The 18910-nt window shown below is 66.5% G+C and carries 20 protein-coding genes; 10 read left to right on the top strand and 10 right to left on the bottom strand.

The window, feature by feature from the left end:
* Position 1 precedes the first annotated feature (1 nt).
* From JIP62_RS11210 to JIP62_RS11195, 4 genes are all read left to right on the top strand, one after another.
* Positions 2 to 1141, top strand: a complete 1140-nt coding sequence (locus JIP62_RS11210) for a thiolase family protein (RefSeq protein WP_201102267.1) — start codon at positions 2 to 4, stop codon at positions 1139 to 1141.
* Positions 1138 to 1719 (top strand): GTP cyclohydrolase I FolE, encoded by a 582-nt coding sequence (folE, locus tag JIP62_RS11205; RefSeq protein ID WP_201102266.1) that lies wholly within the window; start codon positions 1138 to 1140, stop codon positions 1717 to 1719. Before JIP62_RS11210 ends, folE begins: the two co-directional genes overlap by 4 nt.
* Complete coding sequence (locus JIP62_RS11200; RefSeq protein ID WP_201102265.1) at positions 1716 to 2162, top strand: acyl-CoA thioesterase; 447 nt, start codon at positions 1716 to 1718, stop codon at positions 2160 to 2162. Before folE ends, JIP62_RS11200 begins: the two co-directional genes overlap by 4 nt.
* Before the next feature lie 122 nt (positions 2163 to 2284).
* Complete coding sequence (locus JIP62_RS11195; RefSeq protein ID WP_201102264.1) at positions 2285 to 3517, top strand: amidohydrolase family protein; 1233 nt, start codon at positions 2285 to 2287, stop codon at positions 3515 to 3517.
* An 11-nt stretch (positions 3518 to 3528) separates the two neighbouring features.
* Here JIP62_RS11195 and JIP62_RS11190 read toward each other — a convergent pair whose 3' ends face one another.
* Positions 3529 to 4332: an IclR family transcriptional regulator gene (locus JIP62_RS11190; RefSeq protein WP_201102263.1), complete on the bottom strand. Its 804-nt coding sequence runs from the start codon at positions 4330 to 4332 to the stop codon at positions 3529 to 3531.
* Between the two features lie 82 nt (positions 4333 to 4414).
* Between JIP62_RS11190 and JIP62_RS11185 the strand changes: the two genes are divergently transcribed.
* The 3 genes from JIP62_RS11185 to JIP62_RS11175 are packed head-to-tail and all read left to right on the top strand — an operon-like array spanning position 4415 to position 8557.
* Positions 4415 to 5527 carry an NAD(P)/FAD-dependent oxidoreductase gene (locus JIP62_RS11185; protein WP_201102262.1) on the top strand — a complete coding sequence of 371 codons (1113 nt, stop codon included), beginning with the start codon at positions 4415 to 4417 and terminating at the stop codon, positions 5525 to 5527.
* Entirely contained in the window at positions 5520 to 7127 is a 1608-nt protein-coding gene (locus tag JIP62_RS11180; protein ID WP_201102261.1) for a GMC family oxidoreductase, read from the top strand. The genes JIP62_RS11185 and JIP62_RS11180 overlap by 8 nt, the downstream gene beginning before the upstream one ends.
* Complete coding sequence (locus JIP62_RS11175) at positions 7124 to 8557, top strand: NAD-dependent succinate-semialdehyde dehydrogenase (RefSeq protein WP_201102260.1); 1434 nt, start codon at positions 7124 to 7126, stop codon at positions 8555 to 8557. The genes JIP62_RS11180 and JIP62_RS11175 overlap by 4 nt, the downstream gene beginning before the upstream one ends.
* On the opposite strand, the gene JIP62_RS11170 is transcribed toward JIP62_RS11175, so the two are convergent.
* The 6 genes from JIP62_RS11170 to JIP62_RS11145 are packed head-to-tail and all read right to left on the bottom strand — an operon-like array spanning position 8554 to position 13198.
* The gene (locus JIP62_RS11170; RefSeq protein WP_201102259.1) at positions 8554 to 9345 is read right to left on the bottom strand and encodes an SDR family NAD(P)-dependent oxidoreductase; all 792 of its coding nucleotides are present in this window, start codon (positions 9343 to 9345) and stop codon (positions 8554 to 8556) included. The genes JIP62_RS11175 and JIP62_RS11170 overlap by 4 nt on opposite strands.
* Entirely contained in the window at positions 9342 to 10046 is a 705-nt protein-coding gene (locus JIP62_RS11165; RefSeq protein ID WP_201102258.1) for an SDR family oxidoreductase, read from the bottom strand. Before JIP62_RS11165 ends, JIP62_RS11170 begins: the two co-directional genes overlap by 4 nt.
* Positions 10043 to 11041 carry an acyl-CoA dehydrogenase family protein gene (locus JIP62_RS11160; RefSeq protein WP_201102257.1) on the bottom strand — a complete coding sequence of 333 codons (999 nt, stop codon included), beginning with the start codon at positions 11039 to 11041 and terminating at the stop codon, positions 10043 to 10045. Before JIP62_RS11160 ends, JIP62_RS11165 begins: the two co-directional genes overlap by 4 nt.
* A 2-nt stretch (positions 11042 to 11043) precedes the next feature.
* Positions 11044 to 12189 (bottom strand): acyl-CoA dehydrogenase family protein, encoded by a 1146-nt coding sequence (locus JIP62_RS11155; RefSeq protein ID WP_201102256.1) that lies wholly within the window; start codon positions 12187 to 12189, stop codon positions 11044 to 11046.
* A 3-nt stretch (positions 12190 to 12192) separates the two neighbouring features.
* Entirely contained in the window at positions 12193 to 12612 is a 420-nt protein-coding gene (locus JIP62_RS11150) for a MaoC/PaaZ C-terminal domain-containing protein (protein WP_201102255.1), read from the bottom strand.
* A 7-nt stretch (positions 12613 to 12619) separates the two neighbouring features.
* A complete protein-coding gene (locus JIP62_RS11145; RefSeq protein ID WP_201102254.1) occupies positions 12620 to 13198 on the bottom strand; it encodes a MaoC family dehydratase N-terminal domain-containing protein in 579 nt (192 codons plus the stop codon).
* A gap of 21 nt (positions 13199 to 13219) precedes the next feature.
* Here JIP62_RS11145 and JIP62_RS11140 point away from each other — a divergent pair, with 21 nt between their 5' ends.
* The gene (locus tag JIP62_RS11140; protein ID WP_201102253.1) at positions 13220 to 14026 is read left to right on the top strand and encodes an SDR family NAD(P)-dependent oxidoreductase; all 807 of its coding nucleotides are present in this window, start codon (positions 13220 to 13222) and stop codon (positions 14024 to 14026) included.
* Positions 14027 to 14032: 6 nt separating this feature from the next.
* Here the strand turns inward: JIP62_RS11140 and JIP62_RS11135 are convergent, their stop codons facing one another.
* Genes JIP62_RS11135 through JIP62_RS11125 form a run of 3 tightly spaced genes read right to left on the bottom strand, consistent with a single transcriptional unit; the run spans position 14033 to position 16667 of the window.
* Positions 14033 to 14590 carry a nuclear transport factor 2 family protein gene (locus JIP62_RS11135; protein ID WP_201102252.1) on the bottom strand — a complete coding sequence of 186 codons (558 nt, stop codon included), beginning with the start codon at positions 14588 to 14590 and terminating at the stop codon, positions 14033 to 14035.
* Positions 14587 to 15285: a hypothetical protein gene (locus tag JIP62_RS11130; protein WP_201102251.1), complete on the bottom strand. Its 699-nt coding sequence runs from the start codon at positions 15283 to 15285 to the stop codon at positions 14587 to 14589. Before JIP62_RS11130 ends, JIP62_RS11135 begins: the two co-directional genes overlap by 4 nt.
* Positions 15285 to 16667, bottom strand: coding sequence for a phenylacetate--CoA ligase family protein (locus JIP62_RS11125; protein ID WP_201102250.1), 1383 nt, complete (start codon positions 16665 to 16667; stop codon positions 15285 to 15287). The genes JIP62_RS11130 and JIP62_RS11125 overlap by 1 nt, the downstream gene beginning before the upstream one ends.
* 183 nt (positions 16668 to 16850) lie before the next feature.
* Here JIP62_RS11125 and JIP62_RS11120 point away from each other — a divergent pair, with 183 nt between their 5' ends.
* Together JIP62_RS11120 and JIP62_RS11115 are read left to right on the top strand one after the other, a co-directional pair.
* A complete protein-coding gene (locus tag JIP62_RS11120) occupies positions 16851 to 18005 on the top strand; it encodes an NADH:flavin oxidoreductase (RefSeq protein WP_201102249.1) in 1155 nt (384 codons plus the stop codon).
* 27 nt (positions 18006 to 18032) lie between these two features.
* Positions 18033 to 18800, top strand: a complete 768-nt coding sequence (locus tag JIP62_RS11115; protein ID WP_201102248.1) for an SDR family NAD(P)-dependent oxidoreductase — start codon at positions 18033 to 18035, stop codon at positions 18798 to 18800.
* The last annotated feature ends 110 nt before the right edge of the window (positions 18801 to 18910 follow it).

The raw sequence follows: 18910 nt of genomic DNA, 5'->3' as shown, positions 1-18910 counted from the left end.
CATGAGCGAGAGTGTCTATATCCTCGGCATCGACATGCTGAAGTTCGGCAAATACCCGGACCGCACCTTTGCCCAGTTGGGAGGCGAGGCAGCCCTTCTGGCGCTGGACGACGCCGGGCTGACCGTGCGCGATGTCCAGGCCATGTACTGCGGCTCGGTATTCGGGGCCTACGACATGACCGGACAGGCGGTCATGCGCGAGATCGGCCAGACCGGCATTCCGGTGACCAACATCTCCAACGCCTGCGCCACCGGGGCCTCAGCCTTCCGCGAGGCCTGGATCGCCATCAAGTCGGGCCTGTACGACGCGGTCCTGGCCGTTGGCGTCGAAAAGATGCCGCGCGGCATGCTGGGCGCTGGGCACGAGACCGGCATCTCGCTGGAGGGCCTTTTCGGCTCCGCCTCCATGCCTGCCGTCTTCGCCGAATCCGGGATGGAGCACGCCGGAAAATGGGGCACGACCTTCGAACAGTTCGCCAAGGTCTCGGTGAAGAACCACCATCACTCCACCATGAATCCCAAGGCCGTCTATCAGAAGGAGACGCCGCTGGAGGAGGTGATGGGCTCGGAGATGATCGCCTATCCCAACACCAAGCTGATGTGTTCGGTGAACGTCGACGGCTCGGCGGCGGCGGTGCTGGTCTCCGAGAAGAAGGCACGGGAAATGGGGATGGGCCGCGCGATCCGCGTCATGGCGTCCGCCCTGGCCTCCGATCCGTGGAACCCGCGCAATCCGATCATGCCCGACGTCAACAGCGTGACCCGGCTGGCGGCCCAGACCGCCTATGACATGGCCGGCATCGCCCCGTCCGACGTCAGCCTGGTGGAACTGCACGACTGTTTCGCCACGGCCGAGCTGCTGCACTACGAGAACCTTCAACTGTGCGCGCCCGGCCAGGCGGGACGGCTGATCGACGAAGGCGTAACGGCCCTGGGCGGCCGGGTGCCGGTCAATGTCTCGGGCGGGCTACTGTCCAAGGGGCACCCTCTGGGCGCCACCGGCATCGCCAATATGTATGAGATCGCCCTGCATCTGCGCGGCGAGGCGGGCGCGCGACAGGTCGAGGGGGCCAAGGTGGGCCTCACCCATGTCGTAGGCCTCGGAACGGCCTCGGCGGTTCACCTGTTCGAAAAAGCATGACCAGACCTACTCAGGAACAGGCCGAGGCCGCCGTACGGACCCTGCTGGAATGGGCGGGCGACGACCCGGCGCGCGAGGGTCTGCTGGACACGCCCAAGCGGGTGGCCAAATCCTACCGCGAACTGTTCGCCGGTTATGAGCAGGACCCCCGTGCCTATCTGGAGCGGACGTTCGAGGAGGTGGCCGGCTACGACCAGTTGGTGGTGCTTAGCGACATTCGCGTCGTCAGCTTTTGCGAACATCACATGCTGCCGGTGATCGGCGTGGCCCATGTCGGCTATCTGCCGACCGACAAGGTGGTGGGGATTTCCAAACTGGCACGGGTGGTCCACGGCTTTGCCCGGCGACTGCAGATTCAGGAGAAGCTGACCGCCGAGATCGCCCAGGCCATCGAGGACGTCCTGGCCCCGCAGGGCGTCGGGGTGGTGATCGAGGCCGAACACAGCTGCATGACCCTGCGCGGCGTCAATACGCCAGGGTCGCGCCTGACCACCTCCAGCCTGCGCGGCGTGATCCGCGATGACCCGCGCACGCGCGCCGAGTTCCTTCGACTGACCCGCCGGGGGGCGCAGCCATGACCGAACCCATGAAGCCGGGCGAGGAACGCCGCGATCATTACCGCTGGTGGCTGGACATCCCCACGCGCTGGGCTGACGGCGACGCCTATGGCCACGCCAACAATGTCATCTACTACAGCTGGTTCGACACGGCGGTCACTCGAATGCTGTTCGAGCGAAAGCTGATCTGGCTGCCCGACAGCCCGACCATTGGCCTGTGCGTCGAAAGTCACTGCAACTTCCTGGCTCCGGTCGAATTTCCCGAGACCGTCCAGGCCGGGGTCCGGATCGGACGCCTGGGCGACAAGTCCCTGAGGTTCGAGATCGGACTGTTCCTGGAGGGGCGCGAGGTCCCGGTTGCGGCCGGCTATTTCACCCACGTCTATGTCGACCGCGCGACCCGTCGGCCGGTGTCGCTGACCGATATGCAGAAGGCGTCCATCGCCGACCTGGTCGTCGGCTGAGGCCCTCGCCGAGGCCTTATCGCAGGCCTGATCGCATCGGCCGTCCCTTGACAAGATCGGACCGTACGCAGAAAATCGAACATCATTCAGATTTTATCGCCCCAAGCGATCAGGAGCCGTCGATGCCCGCCCAACCCCTGTCCGACACCCCGACCCCAGGCTGGCGCTACAAGGGGCCGATCTTCGACGCCGATACCCACCTGTATGAGACACCCGAAGCTTTCGACGTCTACGTGCCGGCCAAGTACAAGGCCGATTGGGGTCTGAACTACCGGCATGCCGATGACGGCCAGTTCGCGCTTCATGTCGGCAACCGCAAGGTCGAGATCAGCGCCGATTATATGACCGAAGACTTCAAGATCCCGCCGCCCGGCAAGCTGCACGAATGGCTGCGTGCGCAGAAGGAGGGCAAGGCCGAAGTCGACATGCGCGTGCCGATTACCCCGACCATGACCGACCCCGCCGAACGGGTGAAGGTGCTGGATGCCTGGGACGTGCGGTCATCCATGCTCTATTGCGGCAACTTCGTTTCGGCGATCAGCTATCTGGACGAGCCCGATCCCGCCTATGCGATCCTGAACGCCTATAACCGCTGGATGCTGGACCAATGGAAGTTCAACTACCAGAACAAGATCTTCACCTGTCCCGTCGTGACCCTGGCCGATCTGCCGCAGGCGATCGAACAGGCCAAGTGGGTGGTCGCCAACGGCGCGAAATTCATCCTGATGCCGATGGGCCCCTTCAACGGCAAGGCTCCGGCTCACCCCGACCATGACCCGTTCTGGGCGATCCTGAACGAAGCCGGGATCGGTGTCGTCTTCCATGTGTCGGAGGCCATCTATCTGAAGGATCACATGGCTGTCTGGGGCGAGCCGATGCAGAAGTCGCGCCTGCGCCAGACCGCCTTCATGTGGATGCACGGCTATTCCGAGCGCCCGGTGATCGAGACCCTGTCCAGCTTCGTTCTGCTGAACTTCTTCGAGCGCTTTCCGAACATCACCCTTATCTCGGCCGAGAACGGCGCTGAATGGGTGCCGTCCATGCTGGTCAAGATGGACAAGGTCCGGGGCATGGCCAAGAACGGCTACTGGCCCGGCGGCCAGCTGAAGGAACGCCCCAGCAAGATCTTCAAGCGCCACGTCAAGATCGTGGCCTATCCGGAGGACGACATCGGCCAGATCGTGGCTCAGACGGGCGATGCCGACTGGCTGCTGATGGGATCGGACTATCCCCACTCCGAAGGCGTCGAGGAACCGCGCATCTTCGCCGACGAGGCCTGCAAGGACCTGACCGACGAGGACACGGCCAAGGTCATGTACGAGAACGGGATGAAGATGGCCGGCCTGCCCCTCTAGGCCCGACCGACCTAACCGGAGACGGCCGCCATGCCTCCCGAGGCGTGCGCGGCCGTTTTCATGACCGCCTCCATCAAGGCTTCGCGATTCGACGCCATCCGATCGGTCGGAGCCCCCAGCGAAACCGCCGCCAGAACCGTCCCGTCCGGCCCGAAAATGGGCGCGGCAACGGCAGCGGAATCGGCGACCGATTCGCCCAGGCTCAGCCACACGCCGGTCTCACGCACCTCCTGCAGCTGGGCCCTCAGGATCTCGCGGTCGGTATTGGTACGCTCGGTCAGGGCGACCAGCCGGGCCTTGGCGACATAGTCGTTGCGATAGTCTTCCGGCTGATAGGCCAACAGCACCCGCCCCGCAGCCGTCGAATACAGTGGTCCGCTCATGCCCAGGCGCATGGTGTAGCGAACCGGGCGAGAGCTCTCGATCACGTCGATATAGACGAACCGCTTCATCTCGTGATCCAGCACAGCCAGGCCGATCGTCTCCTGCGTCTGGTCGGCCAGGGCCCTCAGATAGCCCCGCACCATGCGCGGCAGATCGTAGGCAGAGCCGATGGTCGCGGCCAGGCGGAACGCCTTGGGCCCCAACCGATAGAGCACGCCCTCCACGACCAGAAAGTCGTCCGCTACCAGTGGCCGCAGGCTGTTCAGCAGGGTGCTTTTGGGCGCGCCCAGCGCCACCGAAATATCGGCCAGGGGCAGTCCACCGGGGGCGCGCGCCAAAAGCTCAAGCAAAGCCAGGACGCGACCCATGGCGCGGGGACCACCGCTGTCGCGGTCTTGAGTTTCGGGATCGGTCGTCGTCATGCCGATCATCGTAGAGGGTGGTCCTGATCGCGTCCACGATCCGAGGGCGCGGCCCCTATCGCAGCGCGTGGCCCTGTGCTTTCGCAACACTATGGACACGGTCGAATGTGTGGTGATCGGTGCCGGGGTGGTCGGCCTCGCGACGGCCCGCGCCCTGGCCCTGACGGGCCGCGAAGTGGTCGTCCTGGAGGCGGAGGACCATATCGGCTCAGGCGTCAGTTCGCGCAACAGCGAGGTCATTCACGCGGGGATCTATTATCCGCAAGGCTCGCTGAAGGCCCGGCTGTGCGTTCAGGGTCGGGACGCCCTTTATGCGTATTGCACCGAGCGCCATCTGCCGCACGCCCGCTGCGGGAAGCTGATCGTTGCCACCGATGCGGCCCAATTGCCTGAGCTGCAGCGTTTGCAACAGGCCGGTATGGCTAATGGCGTTGACGACCTGGCCTGGCTTACTGCGGATCAGGCCCAGGCGTTGGAACCGGCTCTCGCCTGTGTGGGGGCCCTGCTCTCTCCGTCGACCGGGATTGTCGATTCCCACGCCCTGATGCTGTCGCTGCAAGGCGAGGCCGAGGCCGCCGGGGCCATGATCGCCTTTCTGACCCGCGTAACGGCCATGGAAGTCCGGCCCGAAGGCGTGGCGATCACCACGGGCGAGGATGGCGACCCGTCGTTGCTGGCCCGGCTGGTCGTCAACTGCGCCGGACTGAGCGCGCCGGGTCTGGCCGCTGCCACCGAGGGCCTGTCGCCGACGGATCAGGCCACGCCCCATTTCGCCAAGGGCAGCTATTTCACCCTGACGGGCCGGTCGCCGTTCAGCCGGCTGATCTATCCCACGCCGGAGCCGGGCGGGTTGGGTGTGCATCTGACGCTGGACCTGGGTGGACAGGCCAAGTTCGGGCCCGATGTCGAATGGGTCGATCGGCCCGATTATGATGTCGATCCGCGCCGGGCCGAGCGCTTTTACGGTGCGGTTCGTCGGTATTGGCCGGACCTGCCGGACGGTGCCCTGGTGCCCGGCTATGCGGGCGTGCGACCCAAGATTTCGGGACCCGGCCAGCCCGCCGCGGATTTCCGCATTCATCCGCTCGGCACCGCCCGATCAGGCATGATCCATCTGTATGGCATCGAAAGCCCCGGCCTGACGGCCTCTCTGGCCATTGCCGACCATGTGGTGGACTTGGCTAGGGGACTGGCCAATGCGTGAGATGGGACGCTTTGACTATGTGATCGTCGGCGCAGGCTCGGCCGGGTGCGTCCTGGCCAATCGTCTCAGCGCCGATCCCCGAAATCGGGTTTTGCTGCTGGAAGCCGGCGGCGAGGACACCAATCCCTGGATCCACATCCCCCTGGGTTACGGCAAGCTGTTCGTCGATCCCAAGGTTAACTGGATGTTCCAGACGACGCCGCAGCCGCACCTGGACGACCGCATCATCAACCAGCCGCGCGGCAAGGTTCTGGGCGGATCCAGCTCGATTAACGGCCTGGTCTATGTTCGGGGTCAGGCTGAGGATTTCGACGGCTGGCGTGATCTGGGCAATGTCGGCTGGGGCTTCGAGGACGTCCTGCCCTATTTCCGCAAAGCTGAGGATCAGGCCCGCGGCGCAGATGAGTTCCACGGACAGGGCGGGCCCCTGCCCGTCTCCGACCAGGGCTCGCCCCACCCCCTGTGCGATGCCTTCGTCGCGGCCGCTCAGCAGGCGGGCCATCCGCGCAACGACGATTTCAACGGCCGGACCCAGGAAGGGGCCGGCTATTATCAGACCACGTCGCGACGGGGACTGCGGGTCTCCTCGGCCGTGGCCTATCTGCGGCCTGTTCGGCGACGGCCCAATCTGACGGTCGTCACCCGTGCCCATACGACCCGGCTGATCTTTGACGGACGACGCTGCACCGGTGTGGAGTTCAGCCGTGATGGCCGTCCCGGCACCGCCCAGGCCGGCCACGAAGTCATCCTCTCGGCTGGAGCCATAGGGTCGCCCCAGTTGCTGCAGCTGTCCGGCGTCGGCCCGGCATCCCTGCTGGCGCAGCACGCCATCCCTGTGGTCCACGACCTGCCCGGCGTCGGGGCCGACCTGCAGGACCATCTGCAGGTCCGCATGGTCCTGAAATGCACCCGAAGCATCACCTTCAACGACGATATGCGCAGCGCCTGGCGCATGGCAGGGGTGGGGTTGAACTTCGCCCTGAACCGCAAAGGCCCCCTGACCGTCAGCGCCGGCTATGCCGGGGCCTTCCTGAAAACCGATCCGACGCTCGCCCTGCCGGACACCCAGATCCATTTCATCAACTTCTCGACCACCAAGATGGGCGATCGGCTGCACGACTATTCCGGCTTTACCGCCTCGGCCTGCCAACTGCGGCCCGAGAGCCGGGGCACCTTGAAGATCGTCAGTCCCGACCCGTTCGTCGCTCCTGCCATAGACCCCAACTATCTGGCGACCGAGACCGACCGGCGCGTGACGGTCGGGGGGTTGAAGGTGCTGCGCGACATCATGCGCCAGCCCGCCATCGCCCCCTTCATCGACCACGAAGTCGAGCCCGGCCTGGACTGCGCCTCGGACAAAGATCTGCTGGCCTATTGCCGTGCCAGGGGTTCGACCATCTACCACCCCACCTGTACGGCGCGGATGGGCAACGATGCGGGTGCCGTCGTGGATGCCCGGTTGCGGGTGCGCGGCATCGGCGGGCTTCGGGTTGTGGACGGTTCGATCATGCCGTTCGTCCTGTCGGGCAACACCCATGCCGGCATCGTCATGATCGCCGAAAAGGCCGCCGACATGATCCTGGAGGACGCGCGCGCATGACCGACTATTCGACCCTGGCCCTGTTCATAGACGGACGCTTTGTGTCCGCGGACACACGCACCACCGAGCCTGTCTTCAATCCCGCCACGGCCCGTCCGATTGCCGACCTGCCCCATGCCACGGATGCCGATCTGGACGAGGCCGTGGCGGCTGCGGCCCGCGCCTTTCCCGCCTGGGCGGCGACAACGGCCGTGGAGCGCTCGGCGATCCTGCGCCGCGCAGCCGCTTTGATCCGTGAACGGATTGAAGCCATCGCCGTCGTCATGACCCTGGAACAGGGCAAGCCCTTGGCCGAGAGCCGGGGCGAGATCGCCTACGCTGCGGACGTCATCGACTGGTATGCCGAGGAGGGTCGCCGCACCTATGGCCGCGTGGTGCCCAGCCGGGTTCCCGGCGTGGTGATGACGGTGACGCACGAACCGGTCGGACCGGCGGCGGCCTTCACCCCCTGGAACTTCCCGGCCCTGACGCCCTGTCGCAAGATCGGCGGGGCGCTGGCCGCGGGCTGTACCCTGGTATTGAAGGCGGCGGAGGAGGTGCCGGGCACCGCCGTCGAGATCGCACGGGCCTTTGCTGACGCGGGCTTGCCGGCGGGCGTGCTGAACCTTGTGTTCGGCGACCCGGCCACCGTCTCGGCCCGGCTGATCGCCGCATCCGAAATTCGCAAAGTATCCTTCACCGGCTCGACCGCCATCGGCAAGTCGCTGATGCGGCTATGCGCAGATGATCTGAAGCGCACCACCATGGAACTGGGCGGGCATGGCCCGGTGATCGTTTTCGACGATGTCGATGTCGAGGCGGTGGCCGAGACGGCCGCCATCGCCAAATACCGCAATGCCGGACAGGTCTGCATCTCCCCCACACGCTTCTTCGTCCAGGCGGCAGTTCACGATCGTTTCGCGGCGCGGTTCACTGAGGTGGCCCGCAGCCTGAAGGTCGGCGACGGCCTCGGTGCGGGAGTCCAGATGGGCCCGCTGGCCAATCCCCGCCGGATCGCGGCGATGGAGGCCCTGGTTCAGGACGCACGCGACCGGGGCGGTCGGATCGAGACGGGTGGAGAGCGGCACGGAAACGAGGGCTGGTTCTATGCGCCCACGGTCATCACGGGCCTGGACGATGCGGCCCTGGTCATGTGCGAAGAGCCGTTCGGGCCGGTGGCCCCTATCGTACCGTTCGACGACTTCGACGAGGTCGTGGGGCGGGCCAACAGCCTGCCCTATGGCCTGGCCGCCTATGCCTTCAGTTCCTCGGCGCGACGGGTTGCCGATATCGGGGCTGCGTTGAAGGCGGGCATGGTCGGCATCAACACTCTGGCCGTGTCGAACCCCGAGACACCCTTCGGCGGCGTGCGCGATTCCGGTCACGGTTCGGAAGGCGGGGCCGAGGGTCTGCTGGCCTATCTGGACGTGAAGTTGACGGCTTCGGCCTAAAGCGCGGTGTAATAGCCGCCGTCCACATTGACGGTCTGACCGGTCACATAACGCCACAGATCGCTGCACAGGGCGACGGCGGCCGGTCCGATATCGTCGCGCATGTCGCCCATCCGCCCGAGAGGGAAACTCTTCATCGCCTCGCGCGTGCGGTCCGGATCGGCTTCCAGATAGGTTCGCGCAGCATCGGTCAGAGCCGCCGGAGCCAAGGCGTTGACGACCACTCCATGCGGACCCCATTCGCGCGCCAGTGATTTGACGAAGCCTCTCTGTGCCGCCTTCAGGGCCGTATAGGCCGGGTTCATCGCCCCCCCGTGCTGCCCCTGGGCCGAGGTCAGAACCAGGAAACGCCCGCGCCCGGTACCCCGCAGGTGCGGCAGGGAGGCTGTAGCCAGGTGATGCAGGGCGTCCAGCGACACCCCGGCCTGTTCCAGCCACAAGGCTTCGTCGATCGCTTCCAGCGGCGTCGGCTTCGAAAGGGTGCTGGCCGCATTGTGCACGACAATGTCCAGCCCACCGAAAGCCTGAACGGTGCGATCGACGGCCGTCCGGACGGCGACGTCGTCGCAGACATCGGTCGGCACGAACAGCGCCCGTCCCCCGGCGGCGTCTATCAGGGCCACCGTCTCGTGTCCGCCGACCGGACTGCGGGCCGCGACCGTGACGGACGCCCCGGCCAGGGCCAGGGCCTGTGCCAGACCCCGCCCGACACCCCCACTGGCCCCGGTGACCAGGGCCGTGCGTCCGGCCAGCAGACCGGCCACAGGGGTCCAGTCCATCGCGCTCATGGCACCATCCATTCGCCGCCATCCAGCATCAGGGTCGCCCCCGTCACGCCCCGCCCGCCCGGCCCGGCCAGCCAGGCCGCGAGCGAGGCGATCTCGGCCCGTGCATTGGGTCGGCGTCCCAGCGCCACAGGAACGGCATCGCCCTTGGTTGCCAGGGTTGCCGCAGCAAACTGATCCGACAGGGCAACCGGCGCCGCAGCGATCCAGTTGACCGTCACCCCGGTTGCGCCCCACTGGCGCGCCACGGACTTGACCAGACCCCGCTGCCCTTCCAGCGCCGTCACCAAGGCCACGCGGCCGTCGCCGCCGACCAGCGACAGCGAGGGGGCCAGGAAGACGATACTTCCCCGACCGGCGGGCTTCATCACCTCGCCCAGGACGCTGAGGACCTGCATGGCCATACGGATCGGCGCGATAGCCCCGGTCCGCCAGTCGGCAGGGCTCTGGTCCGCCATGGGTCGCTGATCTGCGACATCATGGTTCAGCAGACTGACCACCACCAAAGCAGGCACGCGGCCATCCAGGGCCTCCAGCAAAACCTCCCTGACCAGATCGCGCGATCCCGACAGGCGCGGGTCCGCCACAACCCGGACATCCGCCCCCGCATCGTCCAGACCTTCGGCCACCCCCGCGATGATGGACAGGCCGTGCGTGACGATCAGGGCCAGTTCGCCGTCGAGGGGGCGCACTGCGCCGGTCATCCGCGTTCCATCTCCAGATCGATCAGCGTCAAGCGACGGGAGGCGCGCCCGACGGGGTGTTCTTCGGTGACCCCGATACCGCCGTGCAGCTGAACCCCTGTCTGGGCGACCAGACGCGCCGCCTTGCCCACCACCGACCGGACTTGGCTCAGGGCCTTGCGCCTGACGTCCGCATCCGGATCTTCGACGGACAGCGCCGCGAACATCGCCATGGACCGGGCCTGTTCCTGGGCCACCAGCATATCCGCCGCCTTGTGCCGAAGGGCCTGAAAGCTGGACAGGGTCATACCGAACTGACGCCGGGTTTTCAGATGCTCCAGCGTCGCATCCAGCACGGCCTGCATCAGGCCGACGGCCTCAGCCGCCCGCGCCGCCGTATGGTGCTCCCCGGCCCGCGCGATCAGCGCCTCAGCCGTCTCGCCCTCGGCCAGGACGGCTGTCGGACCCACACCCTCGAAACGGAGTTCTGACGCCGCCGCCCCGTCGAACAGGCGGTAGTCGCGCTGGGTCAGCCCTGCCGCATCCGCCGTCACGATCAGCACCAACGGACTTGCACCATCCAGAGCTGTGACCACGAAAGCGTCTGCGCCCGCCGCATGGTCGACATTGATCTTGTGGCCCGACAGCCGCCAGCCGTCGAGCGTTGTCGTGGCCGCCAAATCGCCGTCGCAGGCCCAGGCGACCCGCTTCTCCCCACCAGCCAGGGCCGCGATCAGGCCCTCGGGCGCACGGTCCGCAAGCCGCAATGCCGTTCCAGCGGCAGTGATGGCACCGGCATAGGGCGTCACTGCCTGCGCCCGGCCCATCGCCTCGCCTACGATCATCGTTTCCACCGGCCCCAGGCCCAGACCGCCGTCATCCTCGGCAAAGGGCGCGGCCAGCAGGCCCATCTCGGCCATCCGCGCCCAAACGCCGGCCCCGTCCGCCGCCTCGGCGAACAGCCGCTCGGCGGTGTCCTTCAGCATGGCCTGGTCTTCGGTCAGGTCGAAATTCATGCTCACAGCCCCAGCACGCTGGAGGCGATGATGTTCTTCTGCACCTCTGACGCCCCGCCATAGATGGAGGCGGCCCGCAGGGTGAAATAGTTGGATGCCGCCTCGAAGGGGGCCTCTCCCTCGCCCTCATAGACGAACTCCAGCCCTGCCGGTCCGATGACACGCATCAGCAGTTCCGACGCCGCCTGACGCAGCTCCGTTCCCTTGATCTTCAGGATTGAGGATCGCGGATCGGTCTGACCCGCGGCCTGGGCCGCCAGCACCCGCAACTGGGTGATCTCCAGCGCCTTCAACTCCGCCTCGATGGCATCGGCCTCCCGCCCATACCGACCTTCGGCCCCGGAGGCACCCAGCGCATCGCGCACGCGCGCCAGCACCCGCCGCGTCATGCCGATGCGCGCGATGCCGGTGCGCTCGTTGGACAAAAGGTATTTGGCATAGGTCCAGCCCTGGTTCTCCTCGCCGATCCGGTCGGCCACGGGCACGCGGACATCGTCCAGAAAGACCTCATTCACCTCATGCCGACCGTCGATCGTGATGATGGGCCGGATGGTGATGCCCGGCGACCTCAGATCGATCAGCAGAAAGCTGATACCCCCCTGCTTCTTGGGGGCCGCCGGATCGGTGCGGACCAGGGTGAACATCCAGTCGGCCCGGTGGGCCATGCCCTGCCACAGCTTCTGGCCATTGACGACGTAGTGATCGCCATCTCTCTCCGCTGTCGTCGACAAGGCAGCCAGATCCGACCCTGCCCCCGGCTCGGAAAACCCTTGGGCCCACCAGATGTCCAGATTGGCGGTGGCCTTCAGGAACCGTTCCTTCTGGTCCTGATTGCCGTATTCGATCAGGACCGGTCCGATCATCGATACATTGAAGGACAGGGGCTCCGGCGCGCTGGCGGCATAGAGCTCATCCATGAAGATGTATCGCTGCACAGCAGTCCAGCCCGGCCCTCCGGCAGAGGCTGGCCAGCTGGGTGTGGCCCATCCGCGCGCGTTCAGGGTCCGCTGCCAGTCGACCACATCGGCCTTGGTCAGGGCGCGCCCTTCTTCGACCCGGCGCCGCGTCTCGGGCGACAGCTCGCTTGCGATGAAGGCGCGGACCTCATCGCGAAAGGCATTGTCCTCGGGCGAAAAACTCAGGTCCACGGCTCAAGCAATCCGGACCAGAGCATCGCCCATCAAGGTCACCGGCCCGTCCACGACAGCAGCCGTCACCGTCAGCCTGGCCAGGCGCTCACCGTCCCGCCCCAGAATCTCCACCACCTCGCCGCCACAGGCCAGGCGGGCCCGCAAGGGTGTGATGGCGGCGAACCGCACGCTGAACGACCGCACCGCGGTCGGCCCCGCCCAGTCGGTCAGGGCGCGTCCCAGATAGGCCATTGACAGCATGCCGTGGGCAAAGACCTCGGGGAATCCGCCCGAGGCCGCGAACTCCGGATCCAGGTGGATCGGGTTGTGATCGCCCGATCCACCCGCGAACAGGGCCAGCGTCAGCGGGGTGACCGGTTCCGTCGTCAGGGTGGGCAGGGCATCGCCGACGGCGACATTCGACAGATCGATTGCTTTCATGGCGGCCTCAGTTCCGGACCACAGCGACGCTTTTCAGCGTGCAGCAGACGACGTCGTCCTGATTGCGGGCGACCGTTTCCAGAACGATGAACTCCAGCGCACCGCCCTTCTTGTCATAGATGTCGGCAACCCGCTGCTTCAGTCGCACGGTGTCACCCACCCGGATCGGGTGATGATGCTCGAACGCCTGTTCCCCATGCAGCATACGCGCTAGGTCGACCTGCATCACATCCAGGACCAGATTGGTCCTGAACGGGCTGAGGTTCAGCAGGGTCTGGGCATAGGTCGGCGGCGTCGGCACCGCGTCCAGCCCCGCTGCCCGCGCCGCCTCGGCGTCCCAGAAAACGGCATTCGTCTCGCCGGTCGCCTGGCAGAACAGCTTCAGCTGGCTCTGTTCGACGAGGATGGACACCTCCTCCGTCTCGGCCCCGATATGACTGTGATCGATCATGGCGTCTTCCGTCTGGTCATGGCCTGCCTCCCACGTCATCGCGATGCGCGCCACTGTGGGCCTGCGGCTATCGCTGTTGCGATCACGGACAGCGGCGTCGCGACGCTGGTCGAACCAGCCCATAGTCTGCAGCACGCAGTGGCGCGGGAGACGAGCATGACACGGCTGGCCGGAAAAGTGTCGATCATCACCGGGGCGGCGTCGGGGATCGGGGCTGGAACTGCCGCGCTGTTCGTGTCGCAGGGCGCGCGCGTGGTCATCGCCGACATCGACCTGGACAAGGCCGAGACCTTGGCCGAGCGGCTGCGGAGCGAGGGCGGTGACGCGGTCGCCCTGATCGGCGACATCGGATCTGAAAACTCGATCAAGGCCCTGGTGGCCCAGACGGTCGACCGGTTCGGGCGACTGGATGTGGTGGTCAACAATGCCGCCGCCACGGTCCTGGCCGCGACCCAGGACGGCCCCCTGCTGAAACAGACCAGCGACCTGTGGGACAGGCTGATGGCCATCAATCTGCGCGGGCCCATGCTGATGTGCCGCGAGGCCGTGCCGCACATGGTGGCGCAGGGATCGGGAGCCATCATCAATATCTGCTCCAACTCGATGAACCTGGGGGACCTGGCCAATACGGCCTACGCCTGTTCAAAAGCTGGTCTGGCGACCTTGACCCGCTATGTGGCGGCCCAGCACGGAATCCAGGGGGTGCGCTGCAACGCCATTTCGCCCGGCTACATCCCGACCAAGCCGGTGGTCGACGACCGCCGGGCCAAGCTGGAAAAGGCGCTGATGCGTCAGAACGTGGTCACCCGCGGCGGTCGCCCCGACGACATCGGCTGGATGGCGGTCTATCTGGCCAGCGACGAGGCGGGCTTCGTCAATGGCCAGGTCTACAGCGTCGATGGCGGGGCGCAGAGCCACCAGGGACACATGCCCGACCTTCGCGACTTCCTGGCCGGAACCTGAGGGCGATCAGGGCTTGCGGCTGATGGCCGACACGTCGGTACCGCTCCAGAAGGTCTGCCAGTTCGGAAAGCGCGGCAGCATCATCGGCGGATTGTGTTTCGGCGCGGGCCCCGGCCACCGCGCGAAGTCGACGTCCTGCGGCCTTTCCAGCACATCGCAGGTGTAAAAGAAGTCCTCTTCCCGCCCCGCGAAATACCAGGTCCCGTCCCGGCGCTCATAGGTGTCGTGGTAGACGCAGGCCATGACGATCCACTGGTCGCCGTATTCGTGCTCTGCCCGGCAATAGACCCGCCCCCTGGCCCGGTCACCCTCGATCGCATCGATGGCATGGCCGGTGATGGAATGAACGGTACGATAGAAGTCGCGCGTGGCCGGCTCGATGAAGGTTCGTAGGGCCTCTCGCCCCCGACCCCGGCGTCCGCAGTCGATGTCGTCGACGAACAGCCCCAGCCAGGTATCGATGTCCCGGGCGTCCACCGCCATGGCATAACGAATGGCCAGTTGCTGGATCGCCAGCTGCGCCTCGACCCGTTCCAGTCGGGCCAGCAGGTCCGGCTGACTCATGACGCCGGATCGAGATGGATGCGGCCATCGACAACCCGCCCCGTCCGCCCGGTGTCCAGATCGACGAAGCCGCAGGCGCGCGCGGCGGCAGACGTCACCCGCAGGTGCCCGGCGGCGTCGGCGGCGACGGTCCATTGATCCGCGTCATAGGGTGCGCCAGCCTCACCCGGAGAGGTGATCAGGACGAGCGGCCCCAGAAAGGCCAGGCTGTGCGGGTCCAGCCCCATCTCACGCAGGCCCGGCACCGCCTCCTCGCGCGCGACCAGGACCTGGGTGCGTCGCAGCACCGCTGCAGGGTCAAAGCCGAAGCTGCCCAGCCCCTCCACTGTCTGACCGCCAGCCCCCATCAGGACCTGCAGATCGAAACGGCGCGCATACATTTCGGTGCGACTGACATCCCACGGTGTCGCCATGCCGTTCAGCACGACGGCGCCGATCCGCAAGGCCGCCAGATAGAAGGGCCAGAACTGTCCGCCCTCGCGATAGTTGTGGATCAGGTCGATCAGCGACCCCTGGCCGACACCCAGGGCATCCAGTTGACGCGCGGCCCATAGGGCGTCGGCCTCAACATCGCGGTTCGACAGGGCATATTCGACGGGGCCTCCGGCTGAGGAGGCTGTGCCGATGGCCCACAGGGCGTCGGGGGCGTCTGGGTCGTAGGCGGTCCAGGCGGATTGGGGGGCGAGGCTCATCATCAGGCCTTTGCGACACGAGGAATCTTGTGCGGCGGACCCAGTTTGATCAGCTCGCTGTTGGGCGTCAGCTCGACCTGCGGGCGGACACCGACACGGGCCTCGACCTCGTCGGCGACGCGGCGGGCGACATCGGCATGATCGGGCGGATCGCCGTCATAGCCGACCCTCAGCTTCAATTCTGACAGTTCGCGCTGGGGCCGAATGATCTGGAATAGTCCGGCGGACGTTTCGGCAACCTGTTCCACTGCGGTCCAGACATCGCGCGGCAGGACCGACCTGCCGTTCACCACCACCTCGTCACCCAGCCGTCCCAGCGGCCAAAGACGCACATGGGTCCGGCCGCAGGCGCAGGGCGCGCGGGTGAAGCGCACAAAGTCGCCCGAGCGATAGCGGATCAGGGGATCGGTCTTGTTGTGCAGGGCGGTCACGACCAACTCGCCCCCCTCGCCGTCCGCCACCGGTTCATCCGTGCCTGGCTTCAGCACCTCGACCAGGCCGATGTCCTCCCAGGCATGGAAGCCATCGCCGTGCTCGCATTCCCAGATGGTCCCGGAATCCCCCAGACTGGAGAATTCGAACACCTTGGCCCCCCAGCGATCCAGCGTCGCCTGCATGCGCGGTCCGATCGGCTCCCCGCCATAGACGCAGGCGCGGAAGCTGGAGAACAGGTCGACCATGTCGATCCCCTTCTCGCGCTCCATCCGTTCCAGCCCGTAGATGACCGGGGACGACAGGTGAAAGAAGATCGTCGGGCGGTATTTCAGGATCAGATCGACCGCCGTCTCCACCTCGTTGGGATCGTGATTCAGCAGCAGGGGAATGGCCCCGGCGGCACGGGTGATGCGATGACCGATGCCGCGCATGACCGTGCTCATCTCCAGCACATAGTCGCCAGGGCGAAGGCCCAGCATCCAGTATTCGCGCGGGGTGAACGGCCCCTCATACCCCCGGTCCCAACGCTCGGCAAAGATGGTCGGATCACCCGTGGTGCCGGAACTGGACCCGATGTTGTGCAGTTCGTCGCGATCGACACACAGAACCCCGCCGAACGGATCGCCCGTCCGGTCGCGGAAGGCGCGGATCGCATCCTTGTCCATGAAGGGAGCCCTGGTCTTGAAGTCGGCGAGCGAGACAATGCTCAGCGGATCCACCCCCGCCGCGGCCCACAGTTCACGCACTACCGCCGACCGGGTCGCGATCCATTGCATCTGCTCCAGCAGCATCGCTTCCTGCCTGGCCTCGATCTGGTCGCGCGGTGCGGCCTCGATCGGATCGAGCCAGGGGCGGTCGCTCCACTTGGACGCGTTGCTCGCCTGATAACCCAGACCGTTGCCCGAAGTGTTCAGCGTCCGATCCGGTGCACCCGCAGCGGCGTCCAGCATGCCGTTTCTCATCCCATCATCGCCCCGTCTGACGCAGGGCCAGCCGCCACATTAGACCGCAGGTCCCGGTGCGCCTAAGCCGATCTCATGCTTGATCGGCCATGCGATGACCCCGACTGCCTGCTGGCGCGTGCGTTGCGTCCCAACCAGTCTGTAGGCCTGCCCCTGCCAAAGGACCCCGACATGACCGCCGGTTCCGACAGTCCGCTGTTTCAGCCCCTAACGATCGGCCCGCTGCATCTGGCTAACCGCGTGGTCATGGCCCCGATGTCGCGATACTTCTGCCCAGAGGAAATCCCGCACGACGATGTGGTCCAATATTACGCACGCAGGGCGCGGGGCGGCTGCGGGCTGATCGTCACCGAGGCCACCTATATCGGCCACCCCTCGGCCCACAGCTATGAGAATGTGCCCCGCTTCTATGGCGAGGCATCACTGGCCGGGTGGAAGCGGGTCGTGGATGCCGTCCATGCCGAGGGCGGCAGGATCATGCCTCAGCTCTGGCACACGGGCAGTTTTCGCGAGATCGGCATGGCCCCCGATCGCGAGGTGCCGGGCTTTGGACCGTCCGAGAACCTGAACGCCTTCGAGAACACCACCCACGTCACCAAGCCGATGACCGAGACGGACATCGCCGACGTCATCGACGCCTATGCGAGCGCCGCCGCCAATGCTCAGGCGTTGGGCTTCGACGGCGTCGAACTGCACGCCGCCCACGGGTATCTGATCGACACCTTCTTCTGGCACGAGACGAATCGCCGCGACGATTCCTGGGGCGGGCCGACCCTGGCCGCCCGTGCGCGCTTCGGCATCGAGGTGGTGCGGGCGATCCGCGATCGGGTCGGGCCGGACTTTCCCCTGTCGTTCCGCTGGTCCCAGTTCAAGCAGCAGGACTACCGGGCGCGCCTGGCCCAGACACCTCAGGAGCTGGAGACCCTCCTGGGGCCATTGTCCGACGCAGGGGTGTCCATCTTCCATGCCTCCACCCGCCGTTTCTGGGAGGCCGGATTTCGCGATCTGTCCGAGCGGACATTGGCCGGCTGGACCCGCCACATCACTGGCAAACCCGTCATCGCTGTCGGCAGCGTGGGCCTGGCCGGGGTCGCCTCGACTGCCAAGGCCTCGCCCACCCAGGTCAATACCCAGACCATCAGCTTCGGCGATTCCGACCTGGACGGCGTCGACCGGGTCGAGGCCCTGATGGCGGCGGGCGAGTTCGACATGATCGCCGTGGGCCGCGCCATGCTGGCCGATCCAGACTGGGCCGAGAAGGTCCGCACGGGCCGGCTGGATCAGCGGATCCCGTTCGGCAAGGCCCTGCTCGCCCAGCTTTATTGAAACCCCAATGCCACGGAGTCCCGACGCATGCCTTCCCCCTTCGATCTGACCGGCCGCACCGCTCTGGTGACCGGCGCCTCCTCCGGGCTGGGGGCCCGCTTTGCCCGGATGCTGGCGGCGCAAGGCGTCAATGTCGTAGCCGGGGCGCGACGGCTGGACCGGCTGAAGTCCCTCGCCGACGCCATCAGGGCCGACGGCGGGCGGATCGAACCGGTCGAGATGGACGTGGAGGACGAAGCTTCCATCATCGCCGCCTACGACCATGCCGAGGCAACCTTCGGCACGGTCGACCTGATCCTGGCCAATGCGGGCGTCAACGCCCAGGGCCCGGCCACGGAGCTGCCCTCCGACGACCTGGGCCAGTTGCTGAGGATCAATGTGCAGGGTGTCTATCTGACGGCGCGCGAGGGGGCCCGCCGCCTGATCGCGTCGCCCGACCCGTCGCGGGGACGGATCATCCTGCTGGGCTCGGTCGGGTCCCTACGGCCCCTGGCCGGACTGACCGCCTATTCGGCTTCCAAGGCCGGGGTGGCCATGCTGGGCAAGGGGCTGGCCCGCGAATGGGCGCGCCACGGCATCAACGTCAACACCATCTGCCCCGGCTGGATCGTCACAGAACTGAACGCCGATTGGCTGGCGGGCGAAGGCGGACAGAAGCTGATCAAGACCTTTCCTCGCCGCCGGGTGATGAATCCGGAGGATCTGGATGGCATCGTCACCTTCCTGGCATCGGATGCTTCGCGCACCATCACAGGGGGCGTATTCGCCGCCGACGACGGGCAAGTCCTGGCCTGACCCCGCTGCGGTCCGGGCCTATCGCGTGAGCGATCAAGCCCGGCCAGGCGCGCGGTGTGGTTGAGCCGGACTTCCGCCCGCGCCTAAGACAGAGAGGTCCTGTCCCCGGA

It is taken from the genome of Brevundimonas vitisensis, from assembly GCF_016656965.1.
GTDB classification, from domain to species: Bacteria; Pseudomonadota; Alphaproteobacteria; order Caulobacterales; family Caulobacteraceae; genus Brevundimonas; species Brevundimonas vitisensis.
Note: the sequence above shows the minus strand (reverse complement) of the source record. Positions and strands in the feature narration are given on the sequence as shown.